This window comes from Cupriavidus sp. WS (assembly GCF_000395345.1).
Taxonomy (GTDB): Bacteria; Pseudomonadota; Gammaproteobacteria; order Burkholderiales; family Burkholderiaceae; genus Cupriavidus; species Cupriavidus basilensis_B.
This window is the reverse complement of sequence record NZ_AQPL01000196.1, coordinates 18,558-44,310: the sequence shown is the minus strand read 5'-3', so window position 1 is coordinate 44,310 and position 25,753 is coordinate 18,558. Positions and strand designations below refer to the sequence as shown.

Sequence of the window (25,753 nt, the reverse complement as noted above, 5' to 3'; positions counted from 1 at the left end):
ACGCCGGGAATCGGGAAGAGGCAACCGGGAATCGGGAATCAGGCCGGGACCGGCCCGGCACGCCTGCAATGGACAGCATAGGCGACATCGGGCCGGCTGGACAGCCGTCGCGCGCGGCGGGCGGCAGCGATGGCACATAATGTGCGTACCGTGCCGGAAAAAGCACGGGCGCGCCTGCTTTTCCGGCCGCCAGGAGAGGAGACGATGAGCAGTTCGACCGACAAATTCTCGGCCACCATGCGCGATGGCCTGGCCAATCTCGCCCGCCGCCTGCGTTTCGCGATGGAGGAGGGCTCCATCTGGCTGGACGAGCAGCGCATGATCCTGCTGCACACCGCGTCGCTGGGCGCGCTGCGCAAGGAATTGGTGGATACGCTGGGCATGGAGCGCGCGCGCGGCCTGTTCATGCGCATGGGCTTCCATTCCGGCCTGCGCGACGCCGAGCTGGCCAAGAAGCTGCGGCCCAACCAGAGCGACTTCGGGCTGCTGGAGATCGGGCCCTGCCTGCACACCATCGAAGGCGTGGTGCGGGTGACGCCGGTCAAGGTGGACATCGACATCGCCGCCGGCATCTACGACGGCGAGTTCCTGTGGGAAGACTCGTTCGAGGGCGACGTGCACCGGCAGCTGTTCGGCATCGTCGACGCGCCCGCGTGCTGGATGCAGATCGGCTACGCCACCGGCTACACCTCGGCGCTGATGGGCCGCACCATTCTCTACCGCGAGGTGGAGTGCGTGGCCTGCGGCCATGCGCACTGCCGCATCGTCGGCAAGCCGCTGGAAGCGTGGGAGGACGGCGCCGCGGTGCTGGCGCTGTACCAGCCCGATCCGGTGATCGAGACCATCCTGGAGCTGCAGAGCGAGGTCGAGCACCTGCGCGCGCTCCAGCGCGGCGACGGCAAGCCCGCCGACCTGGTGGGCTGCTCGCCCGGGTTCCGCGCCGCCTGGGGCCTGCTGCAGCGCGCCGCGGCCAGCAACGTGACGGTGCTGCTGCTGGGCGAGACCGGGGTCGGCAAGGAGCGCTTCGCGCAGGCGCTGCACAGCGTGAGCGCGCGCGCCGACAAGCCCTTCGTGGCGGTCAACTGCGCGGCGATCCCCGACGAGCTGGTCGAGTCCGAGCTGTTCGGCGTGGACAAGGGCGCCTTCACCGGCGCGCACCAGTCGCGCCCGGGCCGCTTCGAGCGCGCGCACGGCGGCACCTTGTTCCTCGACGAGCTGGGCGAGCTGTCGCTGCCGGCGCAGTCCAAGCTGCTGCGCGTGCTGCAGGAAGGCGAGGTGGAGCGCGTGGGCGGCGCCGCGCCGCGCCGCGTGGACGTGCGGCTGGTGGCCGCCACCAACGTGGACCTGGCCGAGGCGGTCAAGGCCGGCACCTTCCGCAAGGACCTGTACTACCGTCTCAACGTCTATCCCGTCACCATCCCGCCGCTGCGCGAGCGGCTCGACGACATCCGCCTGCTGGCGGAGCGCTTCGTGGCCCGCTGCGGCGCGCGCCACGGCAAGAAGATCGTCGGCATCACCGACCGCGCGCTGGCCGAACTGCGCCGCCACGACTGGCCCGGCAACGTGCGCGAGCTGGAGAACGTGATCGAGCGCGGCGTGATCCTGGCCGGCAACGGCGGCCTGATCTCCGCCGACCACCTGTTCCTGCCCGCGGGCGCGCAGGCCGGCATGGACACCGCGCCGCGCCTGGGCGCCGGCGGCACGCTGCCGGCCCTGCGCGAAGCGGCGGTGCACGGCCTGCTCGACCACATGGCCGAGCAGCAGCTCGCGCTGGGCGACGTGGAGACCGTGCTGATGGAGGCCGCGATGGCGCGCGCCGACGGCAACCTGAGCCAGGCCGCGCGCCTGCTCGGCATCACCCGGCCGCAACTGGCCTACCGCTGGAAGAACCGCGGCGGCCGCGGCAACTGAGACGGGCCGGTCCACGTGGCCGGCGCGTGCCTTGCCACGTGCCCGGCCGCGCTTTCACCATTTGATCCATCCCCCGCGGCGCGCCGCGCGGCCGCCCGGCGCGGCTTGCTGCGGCGCATGCCGCGTTCCTCCCCGTTCGCGCCACCGTTCGCGCTGTCCCGCGCGGCGCCGCCTGTTGCGGCGCACAGCCCGCGCGCGCCGCCCGCAAACGCCCGCCCCACGCGGCTTTTCACCATTTGATCAAGCCCGGCCGCGGGCTTGATCAATTCATCGACGCGCCGCCGCCGCTCCCGTGCGGGTAAACGCGCGGGCAACGCCGCGCTCCGGGCCGCCGGCCCTTGCGCCGCCGTGCTTCGCGCCGGCTGGCACGCTCTTCGCAATGGAGCTCCGTGCCAGCCAACCCGAGGAGCGCGCCATGATCAACCAGTCGGTCCCCCTGTTCGAAGCCGTGCCGCGCTACGTGCGCGTGGACGGCCGCACGCCGGCGGGCTTCGTGCAGTTCGCCTTCTGCGTGGCGGACCCCGAGCTCAACGTCGAGCTGATCATGCCCGAGCCGATGTTCGAGGCGTTCTGCAGCGTCAACCGCGTGCGCTTCCTCCCACCTGAACCGGACGCCTGAGCGCCCGCCCGAAACCGGAACACCAGGAACATCGAGAACAGCAGGACCCAGGAGACCCAGCCATGCAAGTCGACATCAAGACCCGGCAGATCGAGCCGCTGCGCCAGACCTACGGCCACGTGGCGCGCCGCTTCGGCGACAAGCCCGCGTCGCGCTACCAGGAGGCCACCTACGACGTGCAGTCGGAGGTCAACTTCCACTACCGCCCCACCTGGGACCCGGGCCACGCGCTCTACGACAAGAGCCGCACCGCCATCGTCATGGCGGACTGGTACGCGCTCAAGGACCCGCGCCAGTACTACTACGGCGCCTACGTCGGCGCGCGCGGCCGCCAGCAGGACGCCACCGAGAAAAGCTTCGCCTTCGTGGAAAAGCGCGGCCTGCTGCAGGCGCTGCCGGCCGAGTGGCGGGAGCGCCTGGCCGACGGCCTGCTGCCGCTGCGCCACGTGGAGTGGGGCGCCAACATGAACAATTTCTATTGCGCCGACTACGGCTGGGGCACCGCCATCACGCAGGCCTGCACCTATTGCGCGATGGACCGGCTCGGCATCGCGCAGTACCTGTCGCGCATCGGCATGCTGCTCGACGGCAATACCGGCGCGGCGCTGGAGCGCGCCAGGGTGGCCTGGCTGGACAGCCCGGCGTGGCAGCCGCTGCGCCGCATGGTCGAGCACAGCTTCGTGATCGAGGACTGGTTCGAGACCTTCGTCACCCAGAACCTGGTGCTCGACGGCCTGCTCTATCCGCTGGTGTACCAGCACGCCGACGCCGCCATCGCGCGCGCCTGCGGCACCGGGCTGGCGGTGCTGACCGAGTTCATGAACGACTGGCGCGAGGAACACGCGCGCTGGGTCGACGCCGTGGTGCAGACCGCGGCGGCCGAGTCGGAGGCCAACCGCGCGCTGCTGGCGGGCTGGGCGCGCGGCGCGCGCGCGCAGGCCGGCGCCGCGCTGGTGCCGGTGGCGGACACGCTGCTGGGCGCCGGCGGCGAGCAGGCCGTGGCGCTGTGCCTGGAGCAGTTCGACGTGCGCCTGCGCAAGCTCGGCCTGGACTGAGGAGCGCGCCATGACCGCCAACACTGCCGACGTCTCGAACGTCTCGAACGTCTCCAACGTCTACATCGCGCTGCAGAGCAACGACGACACCCGCCCCATCATCGACGCCATCACCGAGGCCAACCCGCACGCCGTGGTGTCGCGCTTTCCCGCGATGGTGAAGATCGACGCGCCGGGGCACCTCACCATCGTGCGCGCGCTGGTCTCGGACAAGCTCGGCCGCGACTGGGACCTGCAGGAGATCCACCTCAACCTGATCTCGCTGTGCGGCAACATCGACGAGGACGACGACGCCTTCACGCTGCGCTGGAACGACTGAATTCACCGCCGCGCCGGCGGCGGGCAAGCATAACGGAGACATCATGGACGCACGCAAGAAGCTCAACCTGCGCGAGAAATACGCGACGATGACGCGCGACCTCGGCTGGGAGACCACCTACGAGCCGATGGACAAGGTCTTTCCCTACGACAAGTACGAGGGCATCAAGATCCACGACTGGGACCAGTGGGAAGACCCGTTCCGCATGACGATGGACGCCTACTGGAAATACCAGTCGGAGAAGGAGCGCAAGCTGTACGCGATCATCGACTCCTTCGTGCAGAACAACGGCCACCTCAACGTCTCCGACCCGCGCTACCTGAACGCGCTGCGCCTGTTCCTGACCGGCGTGACGCCGCTGGAGTACGCCGCGCACCGCGGCTACGCCCATCTCGGGCGCCATTTCCGCGGCGCCGGCGCGCGCGTGGCGGCGCAGATGCAGTCCGTCGACGAGCTGCGCCACGCGCAGACGCAACTGCACACGATGTCGGTCTACAACAAGTATTTCCACGGCTTCGGCGAATGGCGCCACATGCATGACCGGGTCTGGTACCTGTCGGTGCCCAAGTCGTATTTCGAGGACGCCATGAGCGCGGGGCCGTTCGAGTTCATCACCGCGATCTCGTTCTCGTTCGAGTACGTGCTGACCAACCTGCTGTTCATGCCCTTCATGTCGGGCGCGGCCTACAACGGCGACATGGCCACGGTGACGTTCGGCTTCTCGGCGCAGTCGGACGAGTCGCGCCACATGACGCTGGGCCTGGAAGTGGTGAAGTTCCTGTGCCAGCAGGACCCCGGCAACATCCCCATCCTGCAGAAGTGGCTGGACAAATGGTTCTGGCGCGGCTTCCGCCTGCTCACGCTGGTCGGCATGATGATGGACTACATGCTGCCGCGCCGCGTGATGTCGTGGGCCGAGGCCTGGGAGATGTACTTCGAGCAGGCCGGCGGCGCGCTGTTCCGCGATCTGGAGCGCTACGGCCTGCGCATGCCGAAGCACCACGAGGCCGCCACCCGCACCAAGGACCGCATCACGCACGAAGCGTGGGGCACCTTCTACAACTACGCCGCCGCCGCCGGCTTCCATACGTGGATCCCCAAGCCCGACGAGATGGCGTGGCTGGCGCAGAAGTACCCCGACACCTTCGAGCGCTACTACAAGCCGCGCCTGGACCACTGGCGCGAGCGCCAGCAGGCCGGCGAGCGCTTCTACAACGGCACGCTGCCGATGCTGTGCCAGACCTGCCAGATCCCGATGGTGTTCTCCGAGCCGGACGACCCCACCCAGACCTGCTACCGCGAGAGCAGCTACCACGGCATGAAGTTCCACTTCTGCTCGGACGGCTGCAAGGACATCTTCGACGGCGAGCCGGAGAAATACGCGCAGGCCTGGCTGCCGGTGCACCAGATCTACCAGGGCAACTGCGGCGGCGCCGCGCTCGGGGACGTGCTCAAGTGGTATCGCCTCGACGCCGGCGCGGACAACCTCGACTTCGAGGGCTCGCAGGACCAGCGGAACTGGAACGCCTGGAAGGGCGTGCCGGGCGCGGCCGCCTGAGCGCGCCGCCGGCAAGAACGAACACAGCGAGGAGACCACCATGCCCGTCGTATCCATCGGCCCCTATAAATTCGAGCCCGCCGACCGCGCCGCCGCCTTCCACGGCAACCGGCTGCTCTATGTCGGCTGGGACCGCCACCTGCTGTTCTGCGCGCCGCACTGCCTGCCGTTCCCGCCCGCCACGCGCCTGCGCGACGTGGTGGAGAACGTGCTGCCGGGCATCTACGGCTACCACCCCGACTTCGCCCGCATCGACTGGCGCCGCGTGGAGTGGCTGCGCGGCGGCGTGCCGTGGGAGCCGGACCTGGACCGCACGCTGGAAGAGAACGGCCTCGGCCACAAGGACGTGATCCGCTTCCGCACGCCGGGGCTGGACGGTATCGGCGGCAGCGGCAGTTGAGCGGCGCGGGCCGCGAGGAGAACCGACATGTATGCACTGACCATCGAGCCGATCGGCCAGACCATCCCCATCGCGCCCGGGCAGACCGTGCTCGACGCCTGCCTGCGCGGCGGCGTGTGGCTGCCGCATGCGTGCTGCCACGGCCTGTGCGCCACCTGCAAGGTGCAGGTGGTGGACGGCGAGTTCGAGCACGGCGCGGCCTCGGGCTTCGCGCTGATGGATTTCGAGCGCGACAACGGCCAGTGCCTGGCGTGCTGCGCCACCGCGCAGTCCGACCTGGTGATCGAGGCCGACATCGAGGAAGACGCCGACTCGCTCGGCCTGCCGCTGGCCGACTACCGCGCCGAGGTGGTGGCGACACGCGCGCTCACGCCCACCATCCGCGGCATCTGGCTGCGCGTGAAGGACGGTGGCGCCGCCGCCTTCCAGGCCGGGCAATACCTCAACCTGCACGTGCCCGGCTGCGACCAGCCGCGCGCGTTCTCGCTGGCCAGCCGGCCCGGCGACGAGCTGGTCGAGCTGCACGTGCGGCGCGTGCCGGGCGGGCAGGCCACCGGCTACCTGCACGAGCGGCTGGCGGTGGGCGACGAGCTGCGCTTCTCCGCGCCCTACGGCCGCTTCTTCGTGCGCGGCTCGGCGCGCGCGCCGATGATCTTTCTGGCCGGCGGCTCCGGCCTGTCCAGCCCGCGCGCCATGATCCTCGACCTGCTGGCCGCCGGCGAGACGCTGCCACTCACGCTGGTGCAGGGCGCGCGCGACCGGGCCGAGCTGTACTACCACGACGAGTTCCACGCGCTGGCGCGGGCGCATCCCAACTTCCGCTACGTGCCGGCGCTGTCCGACGAGCCGGCCGGCAGCGGCTGGGACGGCGCGCGCGGCTACGTGCACGAGGTGCTGCGCGGCCTGTACGCCGGTTCCGCGGAGCACGCCGACTTCCGCGGCCACAAGGCCTACCTGTGCGGGCCGCCGCCGATGATCGAAGCCTGCATCCGCACGCTGATGCAGGGGCGGCTGTTCGAGGCGGACATCCACACCGAGACATTCCTCTCGGCGGGCGACGCGCGGGACAGCGCGCGCAGCCCGCTGTTCAGGATCTGACGAAAGGCGCGGCCATGCACAACGTGGAGATCGCCGGCAGCGGGCAGTGCTACCCGTGCGCGCCGGAACAGAACCTGCTGCGCGCGATGGAAGCGCTGGGCCGGCGCGGCATCCCGTCCGGCTGCCGCGGCGGCGGCTGCGGGGTGTGCAAGGTGCGCATCGAATCGGGCCGCTACCGCACCGGCAAGATGAGCCGCGCCTGCCTGTCGGAAGCGGAGCAGGGCAGCGGGCTGGTGCTGGCCTGCAAGACCTACCCGGACAGCGACATCCGCCTGCGGCCGGTGGCGCTGCTGGCGCGCTGCCTGGCGCGGCGCGGCTGAAGACGCAGCCGCGGCGGTCAAACGCGGCAGGACGAAGACGGACCCATCATCAAGGAGACAGACATGGCATTGACAGGCGTATTGCGCCCGGGGCACGTGGCATTGCGCGTGCTGGAGCTGGAGCCGGCGCTCAGGCACTACATCGATGTACTCGGGCTGATCGAAACCGCGCGCGACGGCCAGGGGCGCGTTTTCCTCAAGGCGTGGGACGAGCACGACCACCACAGCGTGGTGCTGCGCGAGGCCGACAGCCCGGGCATGGACTACATGGGCTTCCGCGTCGACAGCGGCCACTCGCTGGAGCGCCTGGCGCGGGACGTCGAGCGCTCCGGTCTGGCCACCGGCTGCGAGTGGATCGCCGCCGGCGAGCATCCGCGCACCGGCGCGCGCTTTCGCTTCACCATTCCCACCGGCCACGCGATCGAGCTGTTCGCCGACAAGGACAAGCTCGGCTGCCTGACCGGCGACCGCAACCCCGACCCGTGGCCCGACGACCTGCGCGGCATGGCGCCGAGCCGCTTCGACCACTGCCTGCTGTACGGCGACGACCTCGACGGCACCGTGCGCCTGTTCCGCGACGTGCTCGGTTTCGCGCTGGCCGAGGAAGTGGTGGCGGGGCCGGACCGGACCATGATCGGCGCGTTCCTGACCTGCTCCAACAAGGCGCACGACATCGCCTTCATCCGCCACCCGGAGAAGAACAAGTTCCACCACGCGTCGTTCACCCTCGACAACTGGGGCGAGGTGCTCAAGGCCGCCGACATCATCTCCAAGAAAGACGTCTCGCTCGACATCGGCCCCACGCGCCACGGCATCACGCGCGGCGCCACCATCTACTTCTTCGACCCCTCCGGCAACCGCAACGAAGTGTTCTCGGGCGGCTACATCCACTACCCGGACAAGCCCACGATCACCTGGACCGACAACGAGCTCGGGCGCGCGATCTTCTACCACGACCGCAAGCTGAACGATGCGTTCCTGAACGTGCTGACCTGAGCAGACCGGCTGCCCGCCCACGCATCCGAGGCCACAACCATCGAGACCAACATGAAAGAATTCAAGAACTTCATCAACGGCGAGTGGGTCGGCACCGCGCGCCGGTTCGAGGACCGCAACCCGGTCGACAACAGCCTGATCGGCCACGTGCACGAGGCCGGACAGGCGGAGGTGGATGCCGCCGTGGCGGCGGCGCGGCAGGCGCTGCGCGGGCCGTGGGGCCGCATGGACGCGGCGCGGCGCGTGGCGCTGCTGCACGCCGTGGCCGACGGCATCGAGCGCCGCTTCGACGATTTCCTGCAGGCCGAGATCGCCGACACCGGCAAGCCGCTCGCGCTGGCCAGCCACGTGGACATCCCGCGCGGCGCGGCCAACTTCAAGGTGTTCGCCGACCTCATCCGGAACGTGCCCACGGAGAGCTTCGCCATGTCCACGCCGGACGGCGGCGAGGCCGTCAACTACGCGGTGCGCGCGCCGCGCGGCGTGATCGGCGTGGTGTGCCCGTGGAACCTGCCGCTGCTGCTGATGACGTGGAAGGTCGGCCCGGCGCTGGCCTGCGGCAACACCGTGGTGGTCAAGCCGTCGGAGGAGACGCCCGCCACCGCCACGCTGCTCGGCGAGGTGATGAACGAGGCCGGCGTGCCGCCGGGCGTCTACAACGTGGTGCACGGCTTCGGACCCGATTCGGCGGGCGCCTTCCTGACCGCGCACCCGCACGTCGACGGCATCACCTTCACCGGCGAGACGCGCACCGGCGAGGCCATCATGAAGGCGGCGGCCAGCGGCGTGCGCCCGGTCTCGTTCGAGCTGGGCGGCAAGAACGCCGGCATCGTGTTCGCCGACGCGGACTTCGACAAGGCGGTGGCCGGCATCGCGCGCGCGGCCTTCGAGAACAGCGGCCAGGTCTGCCTGGGCACCGAGCGGGTCTACGTGCAGCGGCCGGTCTTCGCGCGCTTCGTCGGCGCGCTCAAGGCCCGCGCGGAGGCGCTCCGGCTGGGCCGGCCCGCCGACGAGGGCGTGGGCATGGGCCCGCTGGTATCGAAGGAGCACCAGGCCAAGGTGCTGTCGTACTACCGCAAGGCGGCCGAGGCCGGCGCCACCGTGGTAACCTGCGGCGGCGTGCCGCCGATGCCGGGCGCGCTGGCCGAGGGCGCCTGGGTGCAGCCCACCATCTGGACCGGCCTGCCCGAGGACGCCGCCGTGATCCGCGAGGAGATCTTCGGGCCGTGCTGCCATATCGCGCCGTTCGACACGGAGGAAGAGGCGGTGCGCCTGGCCAACGATACGCCCTACGGGCTGGCCGCCACGGTGTGGACGTCCGACCTCGGCACCGCGCACCGCATGGGCCGCGCGCTCAACGTGGGCATCTGCTGGATCAACGCATGGTTCCTGCGCGACCTGCGCACCGCCTTCGGCGGCGCCAAGCAATCCGGCATCGGCCGCGAGGGCGGGGTGCATTCGCTGGAGTTCTACACCGAACTGCGCAATATCTGCGTGAAGCTGTGAGGCCGGCCATGCGCAACGACAAACCAGACGAGACGATGAAGGACAAGCTCACCGAGGCGCAGATCCGCGAGACCGGCGCCAGCCTGCACCGGGCGCTGCGCGCGCGCGCGCCGCTGGCGCCGCTGACCGAAACCTGGCCGGGCCTGTCCATCGACGACGCCTACCGCATCCAGCTCGCGATGGTGCGGCATCGCATCGACGCCGGCGAGCGCGTGGTGGGCAAGAAGATCGGCGTGACCAGCCGCGTGGTGATGGACATGCTCGACGTGCGCCAGCCGGACTTCGGCCACCTGCTGTCGGGCATGGTCCACGGCGACGGCGCGGCGATCGCCGCCGATACGCTGATCGCGCCCAAGGCCGAGGGCGAGATCGCCTTCGTGCTCAAGGCGGACCTGGAAGGGCCGGGCGTGACCAATGCCGACGTGCTGCGCGCCACCGCCTGCGTGCTGCCGTGCTTCGAGATCGTCGACTCGCGCATCCGCGACTGGAAGATCCGCATCCAGGACACCGTGGCGGACAACGCTTCGTCCGGGGTGTTCGTGCTCGGCGACGCGGCGGTGGACCCGTGCGGGCTGGACCTGGGCACCGTGGGCATGACGCTGGAGAAGAACGGCGAGATCGTCGCCACCGGCGCCGGCGCGGCCGCGCTGGGCCATCCGGCCAACGCGGTGGCGTGGCTGGCCAACACGCTCGGGCGCCTGGGTCTGGGCCTGAAGCAGGGCGAGGTGATCCTGTCCGGCTCGCTGGCCGCGATGGTGCCGGTCAAGGCCGGCGACCAGCTTCGCATCAGCCTGGGCGGCATCGGCTCGGCCGGTGTGCGCTTCGTGTGAACCCCGTTTGCCTGCCGTTCCGGAATCCGCCATGAACCTGACCCAAGACACCATCGCGCAGCTCGCCGGGCTGCTGGAAGACGCCGAGCTCAAGCGCGAGCCGGTACGCAAGATCACCGATGCCCATCCCGGCATGGACTGGGACGACGCCTACGCCATCCAGGACGCGATCCGCGCGCGCAAGGAGGCGCGCGGCACCCGCGTGGCCGGGCTCAAGATGGGCCTGACCTCGTTCGCCAAGATGCGCCAGATGGGCGTGACCGAGCCGGTCTACGGCTTTCTCACCGACTATGGCGCGTGCATGGACGGCGGCGTCATCGACACCGCCGCGCTGATCCACCCCAAGGTGGAGGCGGAGATCGCCTTCGTGCTGCGGCGGCCGCTGCGCGGGCCCGGCTGCCATATCGGCGACGTGCTGGCCGCCACCGACTTCGTGCTGCCGGCGGTGGAGGTGATCGATTCGCGCTACGAGCAGTTCCGCTTCGACCTCAAGAGCGTGATCGCCGACAACACCTCGTCGGCGCGCTTCGTCGCCGGCGGCACGCACCGCCGCGCCGGGGGGCTGGATCTGAAGAACCTCGGCGTGGTGCTGGAGAAGAACGGCGAGGTGGTGGCCACCGCCGCCGGCGCGGCGGTGCTGGGGCATCCGGCCAGCAGCGTGGCGATGCTGGCCAACATGCTGGGCGCGCGCGGACGCGCGCTGCCGGCCGGCACCTTTATCATGACCGGCGGCGTGACCGAGGCCATCGCGGTGGCGCCGGGGGACTGCATCACGGCGCGCTACCAGCACCTGGGCACGGTATCGATGCGCTTCGCCTGAGCACGGCGGGGCGCGCGGCCATGCCCGGCCGCGGGCGGCGCCCGCGTCCCGCACCCGACGTACGACACACGACATTCAACATCCAACATCCAACATCCAACCGGAGCCAAGCACCATGCCCATCATGCAAGTCTTCCTGATCGAAGGCCGGACCGAAGAACAGAAGGCGCGCCTCATCCGCGCGCTCACCGATGCCGCGGTGGAATCGATCGGCGCGCCCGTCGAAAGCGTGCGCGTGATGATCACCGAGGTGCCGAACACGCAGTTCGGCATCGCCGGCAAGACCGCGAAGGAACTGGGCCGCTGAGGCGGCGAAGGAGAACCGGCATGGACACGAAAGCCAGCGGCAGGCACAAGGTTGCCATCCTCGGCTCGGGCAACATCGGCACCGACCTCATGATCAAGGTGATGCGCCAGGCCAGGCACCTGGAGATGGGCGCGATGGCCGGCATCGACGCGGCCTCGGACGGGCTGGCGCGGGCCGCCCGCCTGGGCGTGCCCACCACCGCCGAGGGCATCGAGGGGCTGGTGGGGATGGCGGGCTTCGGCGACATCCGCATCGTCTTCGACGCCACCTCGGCCGGCGCCCACGCGCGCCACGACGCGGTCCTGCGCGCGCACGGCGTGCAGGTGATCGACCTCACGCCGGCCGCGCTGGGGCCCTATGTGGTGCCGGTGGTCAACCTCGACCAGCAGCTTGAGGCGCGCAACATCAACATGGTGACGTGCGGCGGGCAGGCCACCATCCCGATGGTGGCGGCGGTGTCGCGCGTGGCGCGCGTGCACTACGCGGAGATCGTGGCGTCGATCTCCAGCCGCTCGGCCGGGCCGGGCACGCGCGCCAACATCGACGAGTTTACCGAGACCACCAGCCGGGCGATCTGCTCGGTGGGCGGCGCCGCGCGCGGCAAGGCCATCATCGTGCTGAACCCGGCCGAGCCGCCGCTGATGATGCGCGACACGGTATTCACGCTGTCGGAGGACGGCGACCCGGCTGCGATCGAGGCCAGCATCGAGGCGATGGCCGCCGCCGTGCGGGCCTACGTGCCGGGCTACCGCCTCAAGCAGCGCGTGCAGTTCGAACGCATCGACCCCGCCGCGCCGCTCAACATCCCGGGCCTGGGCCCGACGAGCGGGCTCAAGACCTCGATCTTCCTCGAGGTGGAGGGCGCCGCGCACTACCTGCCGGCCTATGCCGGCAATCTCGACATCATGACCAGCGCCGCGCTTGCCTGCGCCGAGCGCCTGGCGCAGACGCGGCTGGCGGCATGAGCGCCGCGCCCACGGAGACAGACATGGACCAGCAAGCCACGCCATCCACGCCGGCCGGCGGGAAGAAGCTCTACATCTCGGACGTCACGCTGCGCGACGGCAGCCACGCCATCCGCCACCAGTACGGCCTCGGCGACGTGCGCCGCATCGCCGCCGCGCTGGACGCCGCGCGGGTGGACTCGATCGAGGTCGCGCACGGCGACGGCCTGGCCGGCTCCAGCTTCAACTACGGCTTCGGCGCGCATACCGACCTCGAATGGATCGCCGCGGCGGCGGAGACCGTGCGCCACGCGAAGATCGCCACCCTGCTGCTGCCCGGCGTGGGCACCGTGCACGACCTGCGCGCGGCCTTCGACGCCGGCGCGCGCGTGGTGCGCGTGGCCACCCACTGCACCGAGGCGGATGTCTCGCGCCAGCACATCGAGTACGCGCGCGGGCTCGGCATGGACACCGTGGGCTTCCTGATGATGAGCCACATGACCACGCCTGCCGCGCTGGCGCAGCAGGCCCGGCTGATGGAAAGCTACGGCGCGCAGACCGTGTACGTGGTCGACTCGGGCGGCGCGCTCGGCATGAACGACGTGCGCGAGCGCTTCCGCGCGTTCAAGGACGTGCTCAGGCCCGAGACGCGGACCGGCATGCACGCGCACCACAACCTGGGCCTGGGCGTGGCCAACTCCATCGTCGCGGTGGAGGAGGGCTGCGACCGCGTCGACGCCAGCCTCGCCGGCATGGGCGCCGGCGCCGGCAACGCGCCGCTGGAAGTGTTCATCGCCGCGGCCAGCCGGCTCGGCTGGGACCACGGCTGCGACCTGTACACGCTGATGGATGCCGCCGACGACATCGTGCGGCCGCTGCAGGACCGGCCGGTGCGGGTGGACCGCGAGACGCTGGCGCTGGGCTACGCGGGGGTGTATTCGAGCTTTCTGCGCCACGCCGAGGCCGCCGCCGCGCGCTATGCGCTGAAGACCGTCGACATCCTGGTGGAGCTGGGCCGGCGCCGCATGGTGGGCGGCCAGGAAGACATGATCGTCGACGTGGCGCTGGACCTGGCGGCGCGCCGCGACGGGCGGGGCGCGCGCGCGGCGGCCTGACCCCGGAGGGCCGGAGGGCGGAGGGCGGGGCGGCGGTCTACAATCCCGTGCAGGCAACCTTTGAACCTCGACGAACCCGACATGACCGCACTGCGCACGCTCTACCCGCCGATCGAACCCTACGCGAGCGGCACGCTCGACGTCGGCGACGGCCACGTCATCTACTACGAGCGGGTCGGCACGCCGGGCGGCAAGCCCGCGGTGTTCCTGCACGGCGGGCCCGGCGGCGGCATCTCGGCCGAGCACCGGCGGCTGTTCGACCCCGCGCGCTACGACGTGCTGCTGTTCGACCAGCGCGGCTGCGGCCGCTCCACGCCGCACGCGGGCCTGGAGGCCAACACCACCTGGCACCTGGTCGAGGACATCGAGCGGCTGCGCCGGCTGGCCGGCGCCGAGCGCTGGCTGGTGTTCGGCGGCTCGTGGGGCTCGACGCTGGCGCTGGCCTACGCGCAGCGCCACCCGGAGCGGGTCAGCGAACTGGTGCTGCGCGGGATCTACACGCTCAGCAAGGCGGAGCTGAACTGGTATTACCAGTTCGGCGTGTCGGAGATGTTCCCGGAGAAGTGGGAGCGCTTCCAGGCGCTGGTGCCGGAGGCCGCGCGCGGCGACATGCTGGGCGCCTACCGCAAGCTGCTGACCGGCAGCGACCGCGACAAGCAGATCGAGGCCGCCAGGGCGTGGAGTCTGTGGGAGGGTGAGACCATCACGCTGCTGCCCGATCCGGCGTTCTCCGCCACGCATGGCGACGGGCATTTCGCGCTGGCCTTCGCCCGCATCGAGACGCACTACTTCGTGCACGGCGGCTGGCTGGAAGAAGGGCAGCTGCTGCGCGACGCGCACCGGCTGGCCGGCATTCCCGGCGTGATCGTGCATGGCCGCTACGACATGCCGTGCCCGGCGCGCCATGCCTACGCGCTGCACCGGGCCTGGCCCGGCGCCGATTTCCATCTGGTCGAAGGGGCCGGCCACGCGTGGTCGGAGCCGGGCATCCTCGACCAGCTGGTGGCGGCCACGGACCGGTTCGCCGCCAGCCGCGGCTAGCGCCGGCGGCGAACCGGTCAGGCGGCTTGCGCTTCGGTTTGCGCCTCGGCCTCCGCGCGGTTCATGCGCCGGATCGCCTGCGGCGGCTGGCCGAACGCGCGCAGGAACGCGCGCCGCATGCGCTCGCGGTCGCCGAAGCCGGTGTCGCGCGCCACCACGTCGATCGGGTGGCGCCCGGACTCCATCATCAGCCGCGCGGCCTCCACGCGCAGGTGTTCCACCGCCTTGGCCGGGGTCTGGCCGGTTTCCTCGCGGAAGGCCCGGCTGAACTGGCGCGGGCTGAGATGCGCGGCCTGCGCCAGCTGCTCCACCGACAGTTCCTCGTGCAGGTGCTGGCGCGCGTAGTCCAGCGCGGACTGGATGCGGTCGGACCTGGGCTCCAGCTCGAGCAGCGCGGAGAACTGCGACTGGCCGCCCGCGCGGCGGTGGTAGACCACCAGCTTGCGCGCCACCTGGCGCGCGATCTCGGCGCCCGCGTCCTTTTCCACCAGCGCCAGCGCGAGGTCGATGCAGGCGCTCATGCCGGCCGAGGTCCAGACCGGGCCGTCGATGATGAAGATGCGGTCTTCCTCCATCTTGACGCGGGGGTAGGCGCGGCGGAAGCGCGCGGCGTAGAACCAGTGGGTGGTGGCGCGGCGGCCGTCGAGCAGGCCGGCCTCGGCGAGGTTGAAGGCGCCCGTGCAGGTGGCGCCGATGCGGCGCGCGGCCGGCGCGGCCCGCCGCAGGAACGCGGTCAGCGCCGGCGGCGTGGGCTGGACGTCGTTGTCGCCGACCACCAGCACGGTATCGAACGGCTGGTCGTCGAGCGGCATCGTGGTGACGGAAAAGCCGCCCGAGGTGGGCACCGGGCCGCCGTGCTCGGACAGCAGCACGACCTCGTAGAGCGCGCGGCCGGCGGTGATGTTGGCGAATTCCAGCACCGTGGTGACGGCCAGGTTCATGGCCTGGAAGCCGGGATAGACGACGATGCCGGTGCGCAGCGGGGCGCGGCCGGCCAGCAAGGTGGGCGATGGCATGAAAGGTGGCATCTATGACATTGGCGCCATCGGACTATACGCCTAATCTTGCTTCCGTGATGACCGGCAATCGGGCCGGCAGCGACAACGGAGAGCCCTCATGGCAACCACCCAAACCACCGCAGACCAATCCCACCGGGGCACGGCCCTCATCACCGGCGCCTCTTCCGGCATCGGCGCGATCTACGCGGACCGGCTCGCCCGGCGCGGCTACGACCTGATCCTGGTGGCGCGCAACCGCGAGCGGCTCGACACGCTGGCCGGGCGCCTGACCAGCGAGACCGGCCGCTCGGTCGAAGTGGTCGCGGCGGACCTGGCCCGCGACGCCGACGTGCGCCGGCTGGAAACGCTGCTGCGCGAGGACGCCAGCATCACCCTGCTGGTCAACAACGCCGGCATCGGCGCGGCGGCTCCGCTGCTGCAGTCGGACGTCGACAAGATGGAAGCCATGATCGCGCTCAACGTGACCGCGCTCACGCGCCTGACCTACGCCGTGGCGCCGGCCTTCGTGGCGCGCGGCACCGGCGCCATCATCAACATCGCCTCCATCGTGGCGGTGGCGCCCGAACTGCTCAACGGCGTGTACGGCGGCTCGAAGGCGTTCGTGCTGGCCTTCACGCAGTCGCTCCAGCATGAGCTGGCCGCCAGCGGCGTGCGCGTGCAGGCGGTGCTGCCCGGCGCCACCCGCACCGACTTCTGGGAAGTCGCGGGCCATTCGGTGGACAACCTGCCGCAAGCGTGGGTGATGAGCGCCGCGGACATGGTCGACGCATCGCTGTCCGGCTTCGACCAGGGCGAAGTGGTCACGATACCGTCGCTGCCGGAGGCGGCCGACTGGCAGGCCTTCGAGGCGGCGCGCGCGGCGCTGGGGCCGAACCTGTCGCGCAGCGAGCCGGCGGCGCGCTTCAAGGCCGCGGCGGCCTGAGGCGGCGCCGTTCAGGCGCCGTGCGACGCCGACAGGAACTGCCTGAGCTCGGGCGTGCGGGGCTCGCCGAAGATCGCCTGCGGCGGGCCCATCTCGTGCACCTTGCCGTCGTGCATGAAGACCACGCGGTCGCTGACCTTGCGCGCGAACTGCATTTCATGCGTGACCATGACCAGGGTCATGCCGTCGGCGGCCAGCGCCTCGACCACGCCGAGCACTTCGCCGACCAGCTCCGGGTCGAGCGCGGAGGTGATTTCGTCGCACAGCAGGACCTCGGGCTCCATCGCCAGCGCGCGCGCGATCGCCACGCGCTGCTGCTGGCCGCCGGAGAGCCGGTCCGGATGGCTGTCGAACTTCTCGCCCAGCCCGACGCGCTCGAGCAGGGCCCGGGCGCGCCGGCGGGCTTCGGCCTTCGGCACATCGGCGACCAGCGTGGGCGCGAGCATCACGTTCTGCCCGGCGCTCAGGTGCGGGAACAGGTTGAAGCCCTGGAAGATCATGCCCACGTTCTGCCGCAGCTCGCGCATGGCCCTGGGGTCGCCCTGGCGCAGCGGCTGGCCGTCCACGCTGACGGTGCCGTCCTGGAAGCTCTCCAGGCCGTTGATGCAGCGTAGCAGCGTGCTCTTGCCCGAGCCGCTGCGGCCGATGATGCAGATCACCTCGCGGCGGCCGATCTGCAGGTCGATGCCCTTGAGGACTTCGTGCTCGCCGAAGCGCTTGCGCAGGCCGCGGATGTCGACCAGGGCGAACGGTGCGGAAGGGGTGGAAGGGGGCGCGGCGGTGGTGGATTCGTCAGGTGTCGGCATCGTGTGCGCTCGGCTCATGCGTTGGTTTTCAGGCGCCGCTCCAGGTGCCGGCTCCAGGCCGACAGCGGAAAGCACAGCGCGAAGTAGAGCAGCGCCACGCCGCCGTAGGCCACGAACGGCTGGAAGGTGGCGTTGGCGATCATCTGCCCGGCCTTGGTGACTTCGACGAAGCCGATCACCGAGGCCAGCGCGGTGCCTTTCACCACCTGCACCAGCATGCCCACGGTCGGCGCCACGGTGATGCGCGCGGCCTGTGGCAGGATCACGTGGCGCAGCTGCTGCCACGGCGTCATGGCGAGGCTGGCCGAGGCTTCCCATTGCCCGCGCGGGATGGCCTCGACGCAGCCGCGCCAGATCTCGGTCAGGTAGGCGCTGGTGTACAGCGTCAGGCACAGCGCGGCGGCCAGCAGCGCCGAGGTGTCGATGCCCAGCAGCGCGAGCCCGAAGTAGGTCAGGAACAGTTGCATCAGCAGCGGCACGCCCTGGAACACCTGCACGTAGCCGGCGATGCCGGTGGCCGCGCCCGGCAGCCGCGTGAAGCGCGCGACCAGCAACAGCAGCCCGACCACGCCGCCGCCGGCGAACGCGATCAGCGACAGGCCCGCGGTCCAGCGCAGCGCCAGCAGCAGGTTGCGCAGCACGTCCCACAAGGAAAATTCAACCATGCGTGTCTCCGGGGCTCAGCGGCCAAAGATCAGGCGCGCGCCGATGCGGTTGAGCGCCTCGCGCACCAGCACGGCGAGCGCGAAGTAGGCCGCCGCCGCGACGATGTACGCCTCGAAGCTGCGGTAGGTGCGGCTGGCGATCAGGTTGGCGGCGTAGGAGAGCTCCTCGGCGGAGATCTGGCTGCATACCGACGATCCCAGCATGACGATGACCACCTGGCTCACCAGTGCCGGCCACACCCGCGCCAGCGAGGGCGGCAGCACCACGCGCGTGAAGGTCTGCCAGCGGTCCAGCGCGAGGCTCTGCGCCGCCTCGATCTGGCCGCGCGGCGTGGCCTCGAGGCCGGCGCGGATGATCTCGCAGGCGTAGGCGCCGAGGTTGAGCGTCATCGACAGCACGCAGGCCAGCTCGACGGGCAGCCGCACGCCGGCCGCGGGCAGGCCGAAGAAGATGAAGAACAGCTGGACGATGTAAGGCGTGTTGCGCACGGACTCCACGTAGGCAGCCACCAGCAGGCGCGGCGCGCGCGTGCCGTGGATGCGGGTCCACGCGCAGCCGATGCCCAGCACCGTGCCGCAGGCCGCGGAGAAGGCCGTGAGGAGCAGCGTGAGCCAGAGCCCGTGCAGCAGCATCGGCCACTGGGCGAGGACGGTGGCGAAGTCGAGGGAGATCATGCGGTCGGGCGGCAAGGGTTGGCGATGCCCGCGCGGCGGTGGCGGCGCGCGGGCGGGGCGGCGGCTGGCGGAAGGCTTATTCCGGCAGCTCGCCGGTGCCGCGGCCGAGCCAGCGCTGGGCGTAGGCGTTCAGCGTGCCGTCGGTCTTGGCGGCGCTCAGGATCTGGTTGACCTTCTCGCGCAGCGCGGTCTCGCCCTTGCGCACGCCGACGAAGTTCGGCGAGTCCTTGAGCAGCAGCTTGTATTCCGCGTCCGCCTTCGGGTTCTTGGCGATGGCGGCGGCCGCCACGGCCGCGCCGGTGGCCAGCAGCTGGGTCTGCTGCGTCACGAAGGCGGTCACCGTGGCGTTGTCGTCGTCGAAGCGCTGGATCTTCAGCGTCGGCGGCGCGACCTGCTGCAGCACGTCGTCCTGGATGGTGCCGCGCGTGACCGCGATGGTCTTGCCGCCGAGGTCGGCGAAACTCTTGATGCTCAGCGACTTCGGCCCGAACACGGCCTGGTAGAAGGGCGCGTAGGCGACCGTGAAGTCGATCACCTTGGCGCGCTCGGCGTTCTTGCCGAGCGCCGACACGATCAGGTCGATCTTCCTGGTCTGCAGATAGGGGATGCGGTTGGGCGTGCTCACCGGCACCAGCTCCGCCTTGACGCCGAGCTTGTCGGCGATCAGCTGCGCCACCGCGACGTCGAGGCCCTGCGGCTTGAGGTCCGGGCCGACGAAGCCGTAGGGCGCGAAGTCGGTGGGGATGCCGATGGCGATCGACTTCTTGCCGAGCACGGCGTTCAGGGAATCGTCGGCGCGCGCCGGCATGGATGCCACGAGGACCGCGCCTGCGATCAGGCCGGCAACGGCGGTGAACTGTCTGCGTTTCATTACGACACCTTTCATCAGTCGGTGGGAGGGATGGCAGGCTCTGTAGGCAAAGAGCGTGCCACGCGCGCCCGGCGCGGCGGCCGGGACCGCGCGGGCGGCCGCGCGGCCGCGCCGGGCGGCGCTTCCGGGGCATCGGCCCGCGTCCGGCCCGGCCCTGGCATCGCATTTGCTCATGGCTCTGGCATCGAAGAAACTACGGTTTCATATGCACCACAACATGAAATTCGTGTTTCATAACAGTGCGCTCGCGGCCAGTTTGGTGCGCGGCGCGGCACCAGGCAGCCAACAGACATGAGCGACGCCCTCGAAACCCAGATCCGGCAGTGCTACGGCGAGCTGTCCGCCGCCGAGAAGAAACTCGCCGACGTGCTGGTGGCGCGGCGCAAGGACCTGCTGAGCTATTCCGCCACCGAGCTGGCCGAGCTGGCCGGCGTGTCCAAGGCCAGCGCGGCGCGTTTTTTCCGGCGCCTTGGCCATGCGGACTTCAACGCGTTCCGGCGCTCGCTGCGCGAGCAGGTGTCCGAGCAGTCGCCGCTGTTCCTGCTGGAGCACGCCGGGCTGCCGCGCGCGGCGAAGGGCGGCAGCACGGCGCTGGCCGCGCTGCAGGCGCACGTGGCGCTCGACAGCAGCCGGCTCGCGGCGCTGCCGGAACAACTCAGCGCGCGCGCGCTCGAGGTGGCGATGACCGAGCTGGCCGGCGCGCGGCGCGTGTGGGTGGTGGGCTACCGCAACAGCTTCATGCTGGCCTTCTACGCCAACGCGCTGCTCTCGCAGGTGCGCCCCGAGGTCTACCTGCTCAACGAGCAGGCCGGCAAGGATGCCGAGCTGATCGCCGAGATCGACGGCAAGGACGTGCTGCTGGCGGTGGATTTCCGCCGGCGCACGCGGCGCCTCAAGGGCGTGGTGACGCTCGCGCGCGAAGCCGGCGCGAAGCTGATCCTGCTCAGCGACGCGCCGGTGTCGGCGCTGGCGCCGGACGCCGACGCGCTGCTGCGCTGCTCGCACCACGGCGGCCAGGTGTTCGATTCCTACGTGGCGGCGGTCAGCCTGGTGAACTACCTGGCCGGCGCGATGGCCGGGCGCGCGCGCAAGTCCTCGCGGGCGCGCATGGCGCGCGTGGAGCGCGCGCACGAGGTGCTGGCCGACCTCGAAGCCTGACGTCGCTCTCTCTATTGCTCCCTTTATTGCTCCTTTTATCGTCTCTTTTCGTCCCTCTTTTCCTCGCGCGACGCGCCGCATCCGTCGGCGCGGACCGCCATCCCGACCGGAACCTCAGACGCATGAACGCACTTCCTTCCCTCTCGCTTGCCCTGCTTCCCAACCCCGCCCTGCGCCGCGACGAGCCCTACGGCGCGCGCCGCGCGGCCATCCTCGGCGCGCCGGCGCTGGCCGACGCGCGCCGCGAGATCGGCGCCTGGGCTGGCTACGCGCCCACGCCGCTGGCGGCGCTGCCGGCGCTGGCGGCCGCGCTGGGCGTGGCCGAGGTGCGCTACAAGGACGAGGGCTCGCGCTTCGGCCTGGGCAGCTTCAAGGCGCTCGGCGGCGCCTACGCGGTGGGCCGGCTGCTGTGCCGCGAGCTGGGCCGGCGCCTGGGGCGCGCGCTGTCCATCGCCGAGCTCGCCGATCCGGCCGTGCGCGGGCTCTGCGCGGAACTGACCGTGACCTGCGCCACCGACGGCAACCACGGGCGCTCGGTGGCGTGGGGCGCGCAATTGTTCGGCTGCCAGTGCGTGATCTATATCCACGCGACCGTCAGCGCGGGCCGCAAGGCCGCCATCGAGGCCTTCGGCGCCGAGGTGGTGCGCACCGACGGCAACTACGACCAGGCCGTGCAGCAGGCGGACCGCGACGCCCGCGCGCAGGGCTGGCACGTGATTTCCGACACCTCTTACCCCGGCTACATGGACGTGCCGCGCGACGTCATGCAGGGCTACCAGGTGATGGTGGCGGAAGCGGTCGAGGCGCTGCCGCAATGGCCCACGCATGTGTTCATCCAGGCCGGCGTGGGCGGCTTCGCCGCGGCGGTGTGCGCGTATTTCTGGGAGCGCGAGCAGGGCAGCGGGAAGGGCAGCGGCGCGGGCCCGCGGCCGGTGTTCGTGGTGGTGGAGCCGGCCCGCGCCGACTGCCTGATGCGCAGCGCGCGCGCCGGCGCCGTCACCGCGGTGACGGGCGAGCTCGACACGCTGATGGCCGGGCTGGCCTGCGGCGAGGTCTCGCTGCTGGCGTGGGAGATCCTGGCCAATGGCGCCGACGCCTTCTGCACCATCGAGGACGAGGCCGCGGTGGCGGTCATGCGCCTGCTGGCCAGCCCGGCCGGCGGCGATCCGGCCATCGTCGCCGGCGAGTCCGCCGTGGCGGGGCTGGCGGCGGCCATCGCGGCGATGCAGGACCCGGCCGCGCGCGCGGCGCTGGGCCTCGACGCGCGCAGCCGCCTGCTGCTGATCGGCAGCGAGGCGGACACCGATCCCGAGCTGTACGCGCGGCTGGTCGGGCGCAGCGCGGACAGCGTGCGCGCCGGCCGTGCCCAGGGCGCGGATGGCATGGACAACGCGGAGGATGCGGCATGAGCGCGCCCGCCTGTCCCCGCATCGACGGCGAGCGGCTGCTGGCCAGCCTCGATGCGCTCGCCCGGCACGGCGCCATCGACGGCGGCGGCGTGTGCCGGCTGGCCCTGACCGATGCCGACCGGCACGGCCGCGACTGGACCGTGGCCCGCATGCGCGAGCTCGGCATGACCGTCACCATCGACGCGATCGGCAACGGCGTCGCGGTGTATCCGGGCAGCGCCGACCTGCCGCCGGTGATGATCGGCTCGCACATCGACACCGTGCGCACCGGCGGGCGCTATGACGGCAACTACGGCGTGCTGGCCGGGCTGGAGGTCGTGGCGACCCTGCGCGATGCCGGCCTGCGCCCGCGCCGCCCGCTCGCGGTGGCCTTCTTCACCAACGAGGAAGGCGCGCGCTTCCAGCCCGACATGATGGGCTCGCTGGTCTACGTGGGCGGCCTGCCGCTGCCGGAGGCGCTGGCCACGGCCGGCATCGACGGCAGCACGGTGGGCGAGGAGCTGCGCCGCATCGGCTACGCCGGCACCGCGCCGGTCGGGCGGCCCGCCGTCGACAGCTTCGTCGAGCTGCATATCGAGCAGGGGCCGGTGCTGGACCAGCGCGGCGTGCAGATCGGCGTGGTGGAGGGCGTGCAGGGCATCTCGTGGACCGAGTACCGCATCGAGGGCGTGTCCAACCACGCCGGCACCACGCCGATGGAGATGCGGCACGACGCCGGCCACGCCGCGGCGTGCGTCGCCGTGTTCGTGCGCGAGCTGGCGCTGCGCTACGGCGGCCGGCAGATCGGCACGGTGGGCGCGATCCGTTTCGAGCCCAACCTGATCAACGTCATTCCCAACCGCGCGGTGTTCACGGTGGACCTGCGCAACACCGACGAGGCGATGCTCGCGCGCGCGGAAGCCGAGGTGCAGGCCTTCGCCGAGCAGGTATGCGAGGCGCAGGGCTTGTCGCTGCTGCATACGCGGCTGGCGCGGTTCGCGCCGGTCGCGTTCGACCCGATGGTGACCGGGCTGGTGCAGCAGGAGGGCGAGGCGCTGGGCCTGTCCATGCTGCGCATGCCCAGCGGCGCCGGCCACGACGCCCAGATGCTGGCGCGGGTGTGCCCGGCCGGCATGATCTTCGTGCCCAGCGTCAAGGGGTTGAGCCACAACGTGCGCGAGTTCACCGAGCCGGCGGACCTGGTCAACGGCGCGCAACTGCTGCTGCAGGTGGTGCTGAAGCTGGCGGACCGGCCGTGACCTGTCCGTGACCTGTCCATGAATCGACCATGAACCGTCCATGAATCGACCGTAAGGCCGCCGCCGCGCGGCCGGCCGGTTTCCTTTTTCCGCTGTTCCCTTTTTCCCGGAGCCTTTCCTTGTCCAGAATCCTGAATGTGGCCCTTGGCCAGCTTGGGCCGATCGCGCGCGCGGACAGCCGCCAGCGCGTGGTCGGGCGCCTGTGCGAACTGATGCGCGAGGCGCATGCCTGCGGCGCGCACCTGATCGTCTACCCGGAACTCGCGCTCACCACGTTTTTCCCGCGCTGGTACATCGAGGACCAGGACGAGATCGACAGCTTCTTCGAGCGCGAGATGCCCAACGCGGCGACGCAGCCGCTGTTCGATCTCGCGCGGGCGCTGGGCGTGGGTTTCTACCTCGGGTACGCGGAGCTGGCGACCGAGGCCGGCAAGCCGGCGCGCTACAACACCTCGATCCTGGTCGACCGCCAGGGCCGCATCGTCGGCAAGTACCGCAAGGTCCACCTGCCGGGGCATCGCGAGCACGAGCCGTGGCGCCGCTTCCAGCATCTGGAAAAACGCTATTTCGTGCCGGGCGGCGGGTTCGGCGTGACCGAGGCGTTCGGCGGCAAGATCGGCATGGCCATCTGCAACGACCGGCGCTGGGCCGAAACCTACCGCGTCATGGGGCTGCAGGGCGCGGAGATGGTGCTGATCGGCTACAACACGCCGGTGCACAACGCGCCCGCGCCCGAGCACGACGACCTGTCGCTGTTCCACAACCAGCTGTCGATGCAGGCCGGGGCCTACCAGAACGGGTCGTGGGTGGTGGGCGTGGCCAAGGCCGGCGTGGAGGAGGGCGTGGACAGCATCGGCGGCAGCTGCGTGATCGCGCCGTCGGGCGAGGTGGTCGGCGCCTGCCTGACCAAGGGCGACGAGGTGGCCATCGCGCGCTGCGACCTGGATTTCTGCGCGGTCTACAAGCGCACCACCTTCAACTTCGACGCGCACCGGCAGCCGCACGCCTACCGCATGCTGGTGGAGCGGCGCGGCGAGACGCTGATGGCCGACGGCAGCCCGGTGGCGGCGGCCGGGTGCGATTGAGGCGTGGTTCCAGGTTTCAGGATGCGGCTGGCGCGGAACTGACGCGCCGCCGCGGCGCGGCGCTCAGGCCCGCTTCCACACCGGGGAGTCCGCCACCACCACCTTCTTCGGCAGGATCTTCTGGCTGGTGAAGGCATCGGCGATGCGCTGCTGCTCTTCCAGCGAGGCCGCGTCCACGGTCTGCACCTGATAGGTGCGGCGGCGGTTGGCCGCCTCCACCGTGGGCGCGTCCAGCCCGATCAGCGGCGCATGCCACTGCGCGGCGGCGGCGGGGTTCTGCTTGATCCACTCGCCGGCGCGGCGCAGCTCGTCGTAGACCACCGCGAGCACGTCGGCGTGCTTCTGCGCGTAGGGCGTGGCGGCGAGGTAGAAGCGCCGGTAGCTCGACAGGCCCTTGCCGTCGCGCAGGATGCGCGCGTTGGCCTGGCGCTGCACGGCGGCCAGGAACGGGTCCCAGATCACCCAGGCGGCCACGCTGCCGCGCTCGAACGCGGCGCGCGCGTCGGCCGGATTCAGGTAGGCCGGCTCGATGTCGCGGATGCTCAGGCCCGCGCCGGCGAGCGCCTCGAGCAGCAGGTAGTGCGCGCCGGCGCCCTTGGCGAAGGCCACGCGCTGGCCCTTCAGCTGGGCGATCTCCCGGATCGGCGAGTCCTGGCGCACCACGATGGCCTGCGCCTCGGGCGAGGGCGTCTCGATGGCGTAGTAGGTGAGGTTGGCGCCGGCGGCGAGCGCGAACGGCGGCACCGCGTCGGCCACGTCGGCGCTCAGGTCGAGGTTGCCGATGTTGAGCGACTCCAGCAGCGGCAGGCCGGAGGTGAACTCGTACCACTGGACCGACGCGCCGAGCGGCGCCAGCGCCTTTTCCAGCGTCTCGCGCGACTTCAGCAGGATCATCAGCGTGGACGATTTCTGGTAGCCGATGCGCAGCGTGTGCTTCTGCGCCTGCGCGCGCGCCGGCCCCGCCACGCCGAGCGCGGCGGCGGCGCCCGCCGCCAGCACCGCGTTCACCACCGTGCGCCGCCCTTTGTCGAATGCTTGCGTCATTGCCGTTCCTGCCTTATCCGTG

27 protein-coding genes are annotated in these 25,753 nt (G+C 71.0%); 21 read left to right on the top strand and 6 right to left on the bottom strand.

Annotated elements, in window-relative coordinates:
• The first annotated feature begins 204 nt into the window (after window positions 1–204).
• The 16 genes from poxR to pip all read left to right on the top strand — a co-directional run bounded on the left by poxR (window position 205) and on the right by pip (window position 14,839).
• Entirely contained in the window at window positions 205–1,911 is a 1,707-nt protein-coding gene (gene poxR / locus K206_RS0116445) for a phenol degradation transcriptional regulator PoxR (protein ID WP_020203487.1), read from the top strand.
• A gap of 415 nt (window positions 1,912–2,326) precedes the next feature.
• Window positions 2,327–2,530, top strand: coding sequence for a phenol hydroxylase subunit (locus K206_RS0116440; RefSeq protein WP_020203486.1), 204 nt, complete (start codon window positions 2,327–2,329; stop codon window positions 2,528–2,530).
• 62 nt (window positions 2,531–2,592) lie between these two features.
• A complete protein-coding gene (locus tag K206_RS0116435; protein WP_020203485.1) occupies window positions 2,593–3,585 on the top strand; it encodes an aromatic/alkene monooxygenase hydroxylase subunit beta in 993 nt (330 codons plus the stop codon).
• Window positions 3,586–3,595: 10 nt separating this feature from the next.
• Window positions 3,596–3,904, top strand: coding sequence for an MmoB/DmpM family protein (locus K206_RS0116430; protein ID WP_020203484.1), 309 nt, complete (start codon window positions 3,596–3,598; stop codon window positions 3,902–3,904).
• Between the two features lie 43 nt (window positions 3,905–3,947).
• On the top strand, window positions 3,948–5,462 hold the full coding sequence (locus tag K206_RS0116425; RefSeq protein WP_020203483.1) for an aromatic/alkene/methane monooxygenase hydroxylase/oxygenase subunit alpha: 1,515 nt from the start codon (window positions 3,948–3,950) through the stop codon (window positions 5,460–5,462).
• 40 nt (window positions 5,463–5,502) lie between these two features.
• Window positions 5,503–5,862, top strand: a complete 360-nt coding sequence (locus K206_RS0116420; protein WP_020203482.1) for a phenol hydroxylase subunit P4 — start codon at window positions 5,503–5,505, stop codon at window positions 5,860–5,862.
• Window positions 5,863–5,889: 27 nt separating this feature from the next.
• Window positions 5,890–6,960 (top strand): NADH:ubiquinone reductase (Na(+)-transporting) subunit F, encoded by a 1,071-nt coding sequence (locus K206_RS0116415; protein WP_020203481.1) that lies wholly within the window; start codon window positions 5,890–5,892, stop codon window positions 6,958–6,960.
• 14 nt (window positions 6,961–6,974) lie between these two features.
• Complete coding sequence (locus K206_RS0116410) at window positions 6,975–7,280, top strand: 2Fe-2S iron-sulfur cluster binding domain-containing protein (RefSeq protein ID WP_020203480.1); 306 nt, start codon at window positions 6,975–6,977, stop codon at window positions 7,278–7,280.
• Window positions 7,281–7,343: 63 nt separating this feature from the next.
• Window positions 7,344–8,276, top strand: a complete 933-nt coding sequence (locus K206_RS0116405; RefSeq protein WP_029043713.1) for a catechol 2,3-dioxygenase — start codon at window positions 7,344–7,346, stop codon at window positions 8,274–8,276.
• A gap of 51 nt (window positions 8,277–8,327) precedes the next feature.
• Window positions 8,328–9,782, top strand: coding sequence for a 2-hydroxymuconic semialdehyde dehydrogenase (locus K206_RS0116400; RefSeq protein ID WP_020203478.1), 1,455 nt, complete (start codon window positions 8,328–8,330; stop codon window positions 9,780–9,782).
• A 35-nt stretch (window positions 9,783–9,817) separates the two neighbouring features.
• The gene (gene dmpE, locus K206_RS0116395; RefSeq protein WP_020203477.1) at window positions 9,818–10,612 is read left to right on the top strand and encodes a 2-oxopent-4-enoate hydratase; all 795 of its coding nucleotides are present in this window, start codon (window positions 9,818–9,820) and stop codon (window positions 10,610–10,612) included.
• Window positions 10,613–10,643: 31 nt separating this feature from the next.
• The gene (gene dmpH / locus K206_RS0116390; protein WP_020203476.1) at window positions 10,644–11,432 is read left to right on the top strand and encodes a 2-oxo-3-hexenedioate decarboxylase; all 789 of its coding nucleotides are present in this window, start codon (window positions 10,644–10,646) and stop codon (window positions 11,430–11,432) included.
• A gap of 115 nt (window positions 11,433–11,547) precedes the next feature.
• A complete protein-coding gene (locus tag K206_RS0116385) occupies window positions 11,548–11,739 on the top strand; it encodes a 2-hydroxymuconate tautomerase (RefSeq protein WP_020203475.1) in 192 nt (63 codons plus the stop codon).
• A 20-nt stretch (window positions 11,740–11,759) separates the two neighbouring features.
• Window positions 11,760–12,704 carry an acetaldehyde dehydrogenase (acetylating) gene (locus K206_RS0116380; RefSeq protein WP_020203474.1) on the top strand — a complete coding sequence of 315 codons (945 nt, stop codon included), beginning with the start codon at window positions 11,760–11,762 and terminating at the stop codon, window positions 12,702–12,704.
• A gap of 23 nt (window positions 12,705–12,727) precedes the next feature.
• Window positions 12,728–13,798, top strand: a complete 1,071-nt coding sequence (gene dmpG / locus K206_RS0116375) for a 4-hydroxy-2-oxovalerate aldolase (protein WP_020203473.1) — start codon at window positions 12,728–12,730, stop codon at window positions 13,796–13,798.
• Between the two features lie 81 nt (window positions 13,799–13,879).
• Window positions 13,880–14,839, top strand: coding sequence for a prolyl aminopeptidase (pip, locus tag K206_RS0116370; RefSeq protein WP_029043711.1), 960 nt, complete (start codon window positions 13,880–13,882; stop codon window positions 14,837–14,839).
• Between the two features lie 17 nt (window positions 14,840–14,856).
• On the opposite strand, the gene K206_RS0116365 is transcribed toward pip, so the two are convergent.
• Entirely contained in the window at window positions 14,857–15,855 is a 999-nt protein-coding gene (locus K206_RS0116365) for a GlxA family transcriptional regulator (RefSeq protein ID WP_020203471.1), read from the bottom strand.
• A gap of 100 nt (window positions 15,856–15,955) precedes the next feature.
• Here K206_RS0116365 and K206_RS0116360 point away from each other — a divergent pair, with 100 nt between their 5' ends.
• Complete coding sequence (locus K206_RS0116360; RefSeq protein WP_020203470.1) at window positions 15,956–16,780, top strand: SDR family oxidoreductase; 825 nt, start codon at window positions 15,956–15,958, stop codon at window positions 16,778–16,780.
• Window positions 16,781–16,791: 11 nt separating this feature from the next.
• Here K206_RS0116360 and K206_RS0116355 read toward each other — a convergent pair whose 3' ends face one another.
• From K206_RS0116355 to K206_RS0116340, 4 genes are all read right to left on the bottom strand, one after another.
• Window positions 16,792–17,586 carry an amino acid ABC transporter ATP-binding protein gene (locus K206_RS0116355; RefSeq protein WP_020203469.1) on the bottom strand — a complete coding sequence of 265 codons (795 nt, stop codon included), beginning with the start codon at window positions 17,584–17,586 and terminating at the stop codon, window positions 16,792–16,794.
• A gap of 14 nt (window positions 17,587–17,600) precedes the next feature.
• Window positions 17,601–18,251 carry an amino acid ABC transporter permease gene (locus K206_RS0116350; RefSeq protein WP_020203468.1) on the bottom strand — a complete coding sequence of 217 codons (651 nt, stop codon included), beginning with the start codon at window positions 18,249–18,251 and terminating at the stop codon, window positions 17,601–17,603.
• A 15-nt stretch (window positions 18,252–18,266) separates the two neighbouring features.
• A complete protein-coding gene (locus tag K206_RS0116345) occupies window positions 18,267–18,926 on the bottom strand; it encodes an amino acid ABC transporter permease (protein ID WP_029043708.1) in 660 nt (219 codons plus the stop codon).
• Window positions 18,927–19,002: 76 nt separating this feature from the next.
• A complete protein-coding gene (locus tag K206_RS0116340) occupies window positions 19,003–19,797 on the bottom strand; it encodes a transporter substrate-binding domain-containing protein (RefSeq protein ID WP_020203466.1) in 795 nt (264 codons plus the stop codon).
• A gap of 291 nt (window positions 19,798–20,088) precedes the next feature.
• Between K206_RS0116340 and K206_RS0116335 the strand changes: the two genes are divergently transcribed.
• From K206_RS0116335 to K206_RS0116320, 4 genes are all read left to right on the top strand, one after another.
• Window positions 20,089–20,955: a MurR/RpiR family transcriptional regulator gene (locus K206_RS0116335; RefSeq protein WP_020203465.1), complete on the top strand. Its 867-nt coding sequence runs from the start codon at window positions 20,089–20,091 to the stop codon at window positions 20,953–20,955.
• A 122-nt stretch (window positions 20,956–21,077) separates the two neighbouring features.
• A complete protein-coding gene (locus tag K206_RS0116330) occupies window positions 21,078–22,364 on the top strand; it encodes a diaminopropionate ammonia-lyase (RefSeq protein ID WP_020203464.1) in 1,287 nt (428 codons plus the stop codon).
• The gene (locus K206_RS0116325) at window positions 22,361–23,602 is read left to right on the top strand and encodes a Zn-dependent hydrolase (protein WP_020203463.1); all 1,242 of its coding nucleotides are present in this window, start codon (window positions 22,361–22,363) and stop codon (window positions 23,600–23,602) included. Before K206_RS0116330 ends, K206_RS0116325 begins: the two co-directional genes overlap by 4 nt.
• 119 nt (window positions 23,603–23,721) lie before the next feature.
• A complete protein-coding gene (locus K206_RS0116320; RefSeq protein ID WP_043366811.1) occupies window positions 23,722–24,687 on the top strand; it encodes an N-carbamoyl-D-amino-acid hydrolase in 966 nt (321 codons plus the stop codon).
• A 63-nt stretch (window positions 24,688–24,750) separates the two neighbouring features.
• Here K206_RS0116320 and K206_RS0116315 read toward each other — a convergent pair whose 3' ends face one another.
• Window positions 24,751–25,731, bottom strand: a complete 981-nt coding sequence (locus tag K206_RS0116315; protein WP_020203461.1) for an aliphatic sulfonate ABC transporter substrate-binding protein — start codon at window positions 25,729–25,731, stop codon at window positions 24,751–24,753.
• Between the last annotated feature and the right edge of the window lie 22 nt (window positions 25,732–25,753).

Coding starts and splice junctions, on each gene's coding strand:
- poxR (WP_020203487.1), top strand. CDS start 205: ATGAGCAGTTCGACCGACAAATTCTCGGCCACCATGCGCGATGGCCTG.
- K206_RS0116440 (WP_020203486.1), top strand. CDS start 2,327: ATGATCAACCAGTCGGTCCCCCTGTTCGAAGCCGTGCCGCGCTACGTG.
- K206_RS0116435 (WP_020203485.1), top strand. CDS start 2,593: ATGCAAGTCGACATCAAGACCCGGCAGATCGAGCCGCTGCGCCAGACC.
- K206_RS0116430 (WP_020203484.1), top strand. CDS start 3,596: ATGACCGCCAACACTGCCGACGTCTCGAACGTCTCGAACGTCTCCAAC.
- K206_RS0116425 (WP_020203483.1), top strand. CDS start 3,948: ATGGACGCACGCAAGAAGCTCAACCTGCGCGAGAAATACGCGACGATG.
- K206_RS0116420 (WP_020203482.1), top strand. CDS start 5,503: ATGCCCGTCGTATCCATCGGCCCCTATAAATTCGAGCCCGCCGACCGC.
- K206_RS0116415 (WP_020203481.1), top strand. CDS start 5,890: ATGTATGCACTGACCATCGAGCCGATCGGCCAGACCATCCCCATCGCG.
- K206_RS0116410 (WP_020203480.1), top strand. CDS start 6,975: ATGCACAACGTGGAGATCGCCGGCAGCGGGCAGTGCTACCCGTGCGCG.
- K206_RS0116405 (WP_029043713.1), top strand. CDS start 7,344: ATGGCATTGACAGGCGTATTGCGCCCGGGGCACGTGGCATTGCGCGTG.
- K206_RS0116400 (WP_020203478.1), top strand. CDS start 8,328: ATGAAAGAATTCAAGAACTTCATCAACGGCGAGTGGGTCGGCACCGCG.
- dmpE (WP_020203477.1), top strand. CDS start 9,818: ATGAAGGACAAGCTCACCGAGGCGCAGATCCGCGAGACCGGCGCCAGC.
- dmpH (WP_020203476.1), top strand. CDS start 10,644: ATGAACCTGACCCAAGACACCATCGCGCAGCTCGCCGGGCTGCTGGAA.
- K206_RS0116385 (WP_020203475.1), top strand. CDS start 11,548: ATGCCCATCATGCAAGTCTTCCTGATCGAAGGCCGGACCGAAGAACAG.
- K206_RS0116380 (WP_020203474.1), top strand. CDS start 11,760: ATGGACACGAAAGCCAGCGGCAGGCACAAGGTTGCCATCCTCGGCTCG.
- dmpG (WP_020203473.1), top strand. CDS start 12,728: ATGGACCAGCAAGCCACGCCATCCACGCCGGCCGGCGGGAAGAAGCTC.
- pip (WP_029043711.1), top strand. CDS start 13,880: ATGACCGCACTGCGCACGCTCTACCCGCCGATCGAACCCTACGCGAGC.
- K206_RS0116365 (WP_020203471.1), bottom strand. CDS start 15,855: ATGCCATCGCCCACCTTGCTGGCCGGCCGCGCCCCGCTGCGCACCGGC.
- K206_RS0116360 (WP_020203470.1), top strand. CDS start 15,956: ATGGCAACCACCCAAACCACCGCAGACCAATCCCACCGGGGCACGGCC.
- K206_RS0116355 (WP_020203469.1), bottom strand. CDS start 17,586: ATGCCGACACCTGACGAATCCACCACCGCCGCGCCCCCTTCCACCCCT.
- K206_RS0116350 (WP_020203468.1), bottom strand. CDS start 18,251: ATGGTTGAATTTTCCTTGTGGGACGTGCTGCGCAACCTGCTGCTGGCG.
- K206_RS0116345 (WP_029043708.1), bottom strand. CDS start 18,926: ATGATCTCCCTCGACTTCGCCACCGTCCTCGCCCAGTGGCCGATGCTG.
- K206_RS0116340 (WP_020203466.1), bottom strand. CDS start 19,797: ATGAAACGCAGACAGTTCACCGCCGTTGCCGGCCTGATCGCAGGCGCG.
- K206_RS0116335 (WP_020203465.1), top strand. CDS start 20,089: ATGAGCGACGCCCTCGAAACCCAGATCCGGCAGTGCTACGGCGAGCTG.
- K206_RS0116330 (WP_020203464.1), top strand. CDS start 21,078: ATGAACGCACTTCCTTCCCTCTCGCTTGCCCTGCTTCCCAACCCCGCC.
- K206_RS0116325 (WP_020203463.1), top strand. CDS start 22,361: ATGAGCGCGCCCGCCTGTCCCCGCATCGACGGCGAGCGGCTGCTGGCC.
- K206_RS0116315 (WP_020203461.1), bottom strand. CDS start 25,731: ATGACGCAAGCATTCGACAAAGGGCGGCGCACGGTGGTGAACGCGGTG.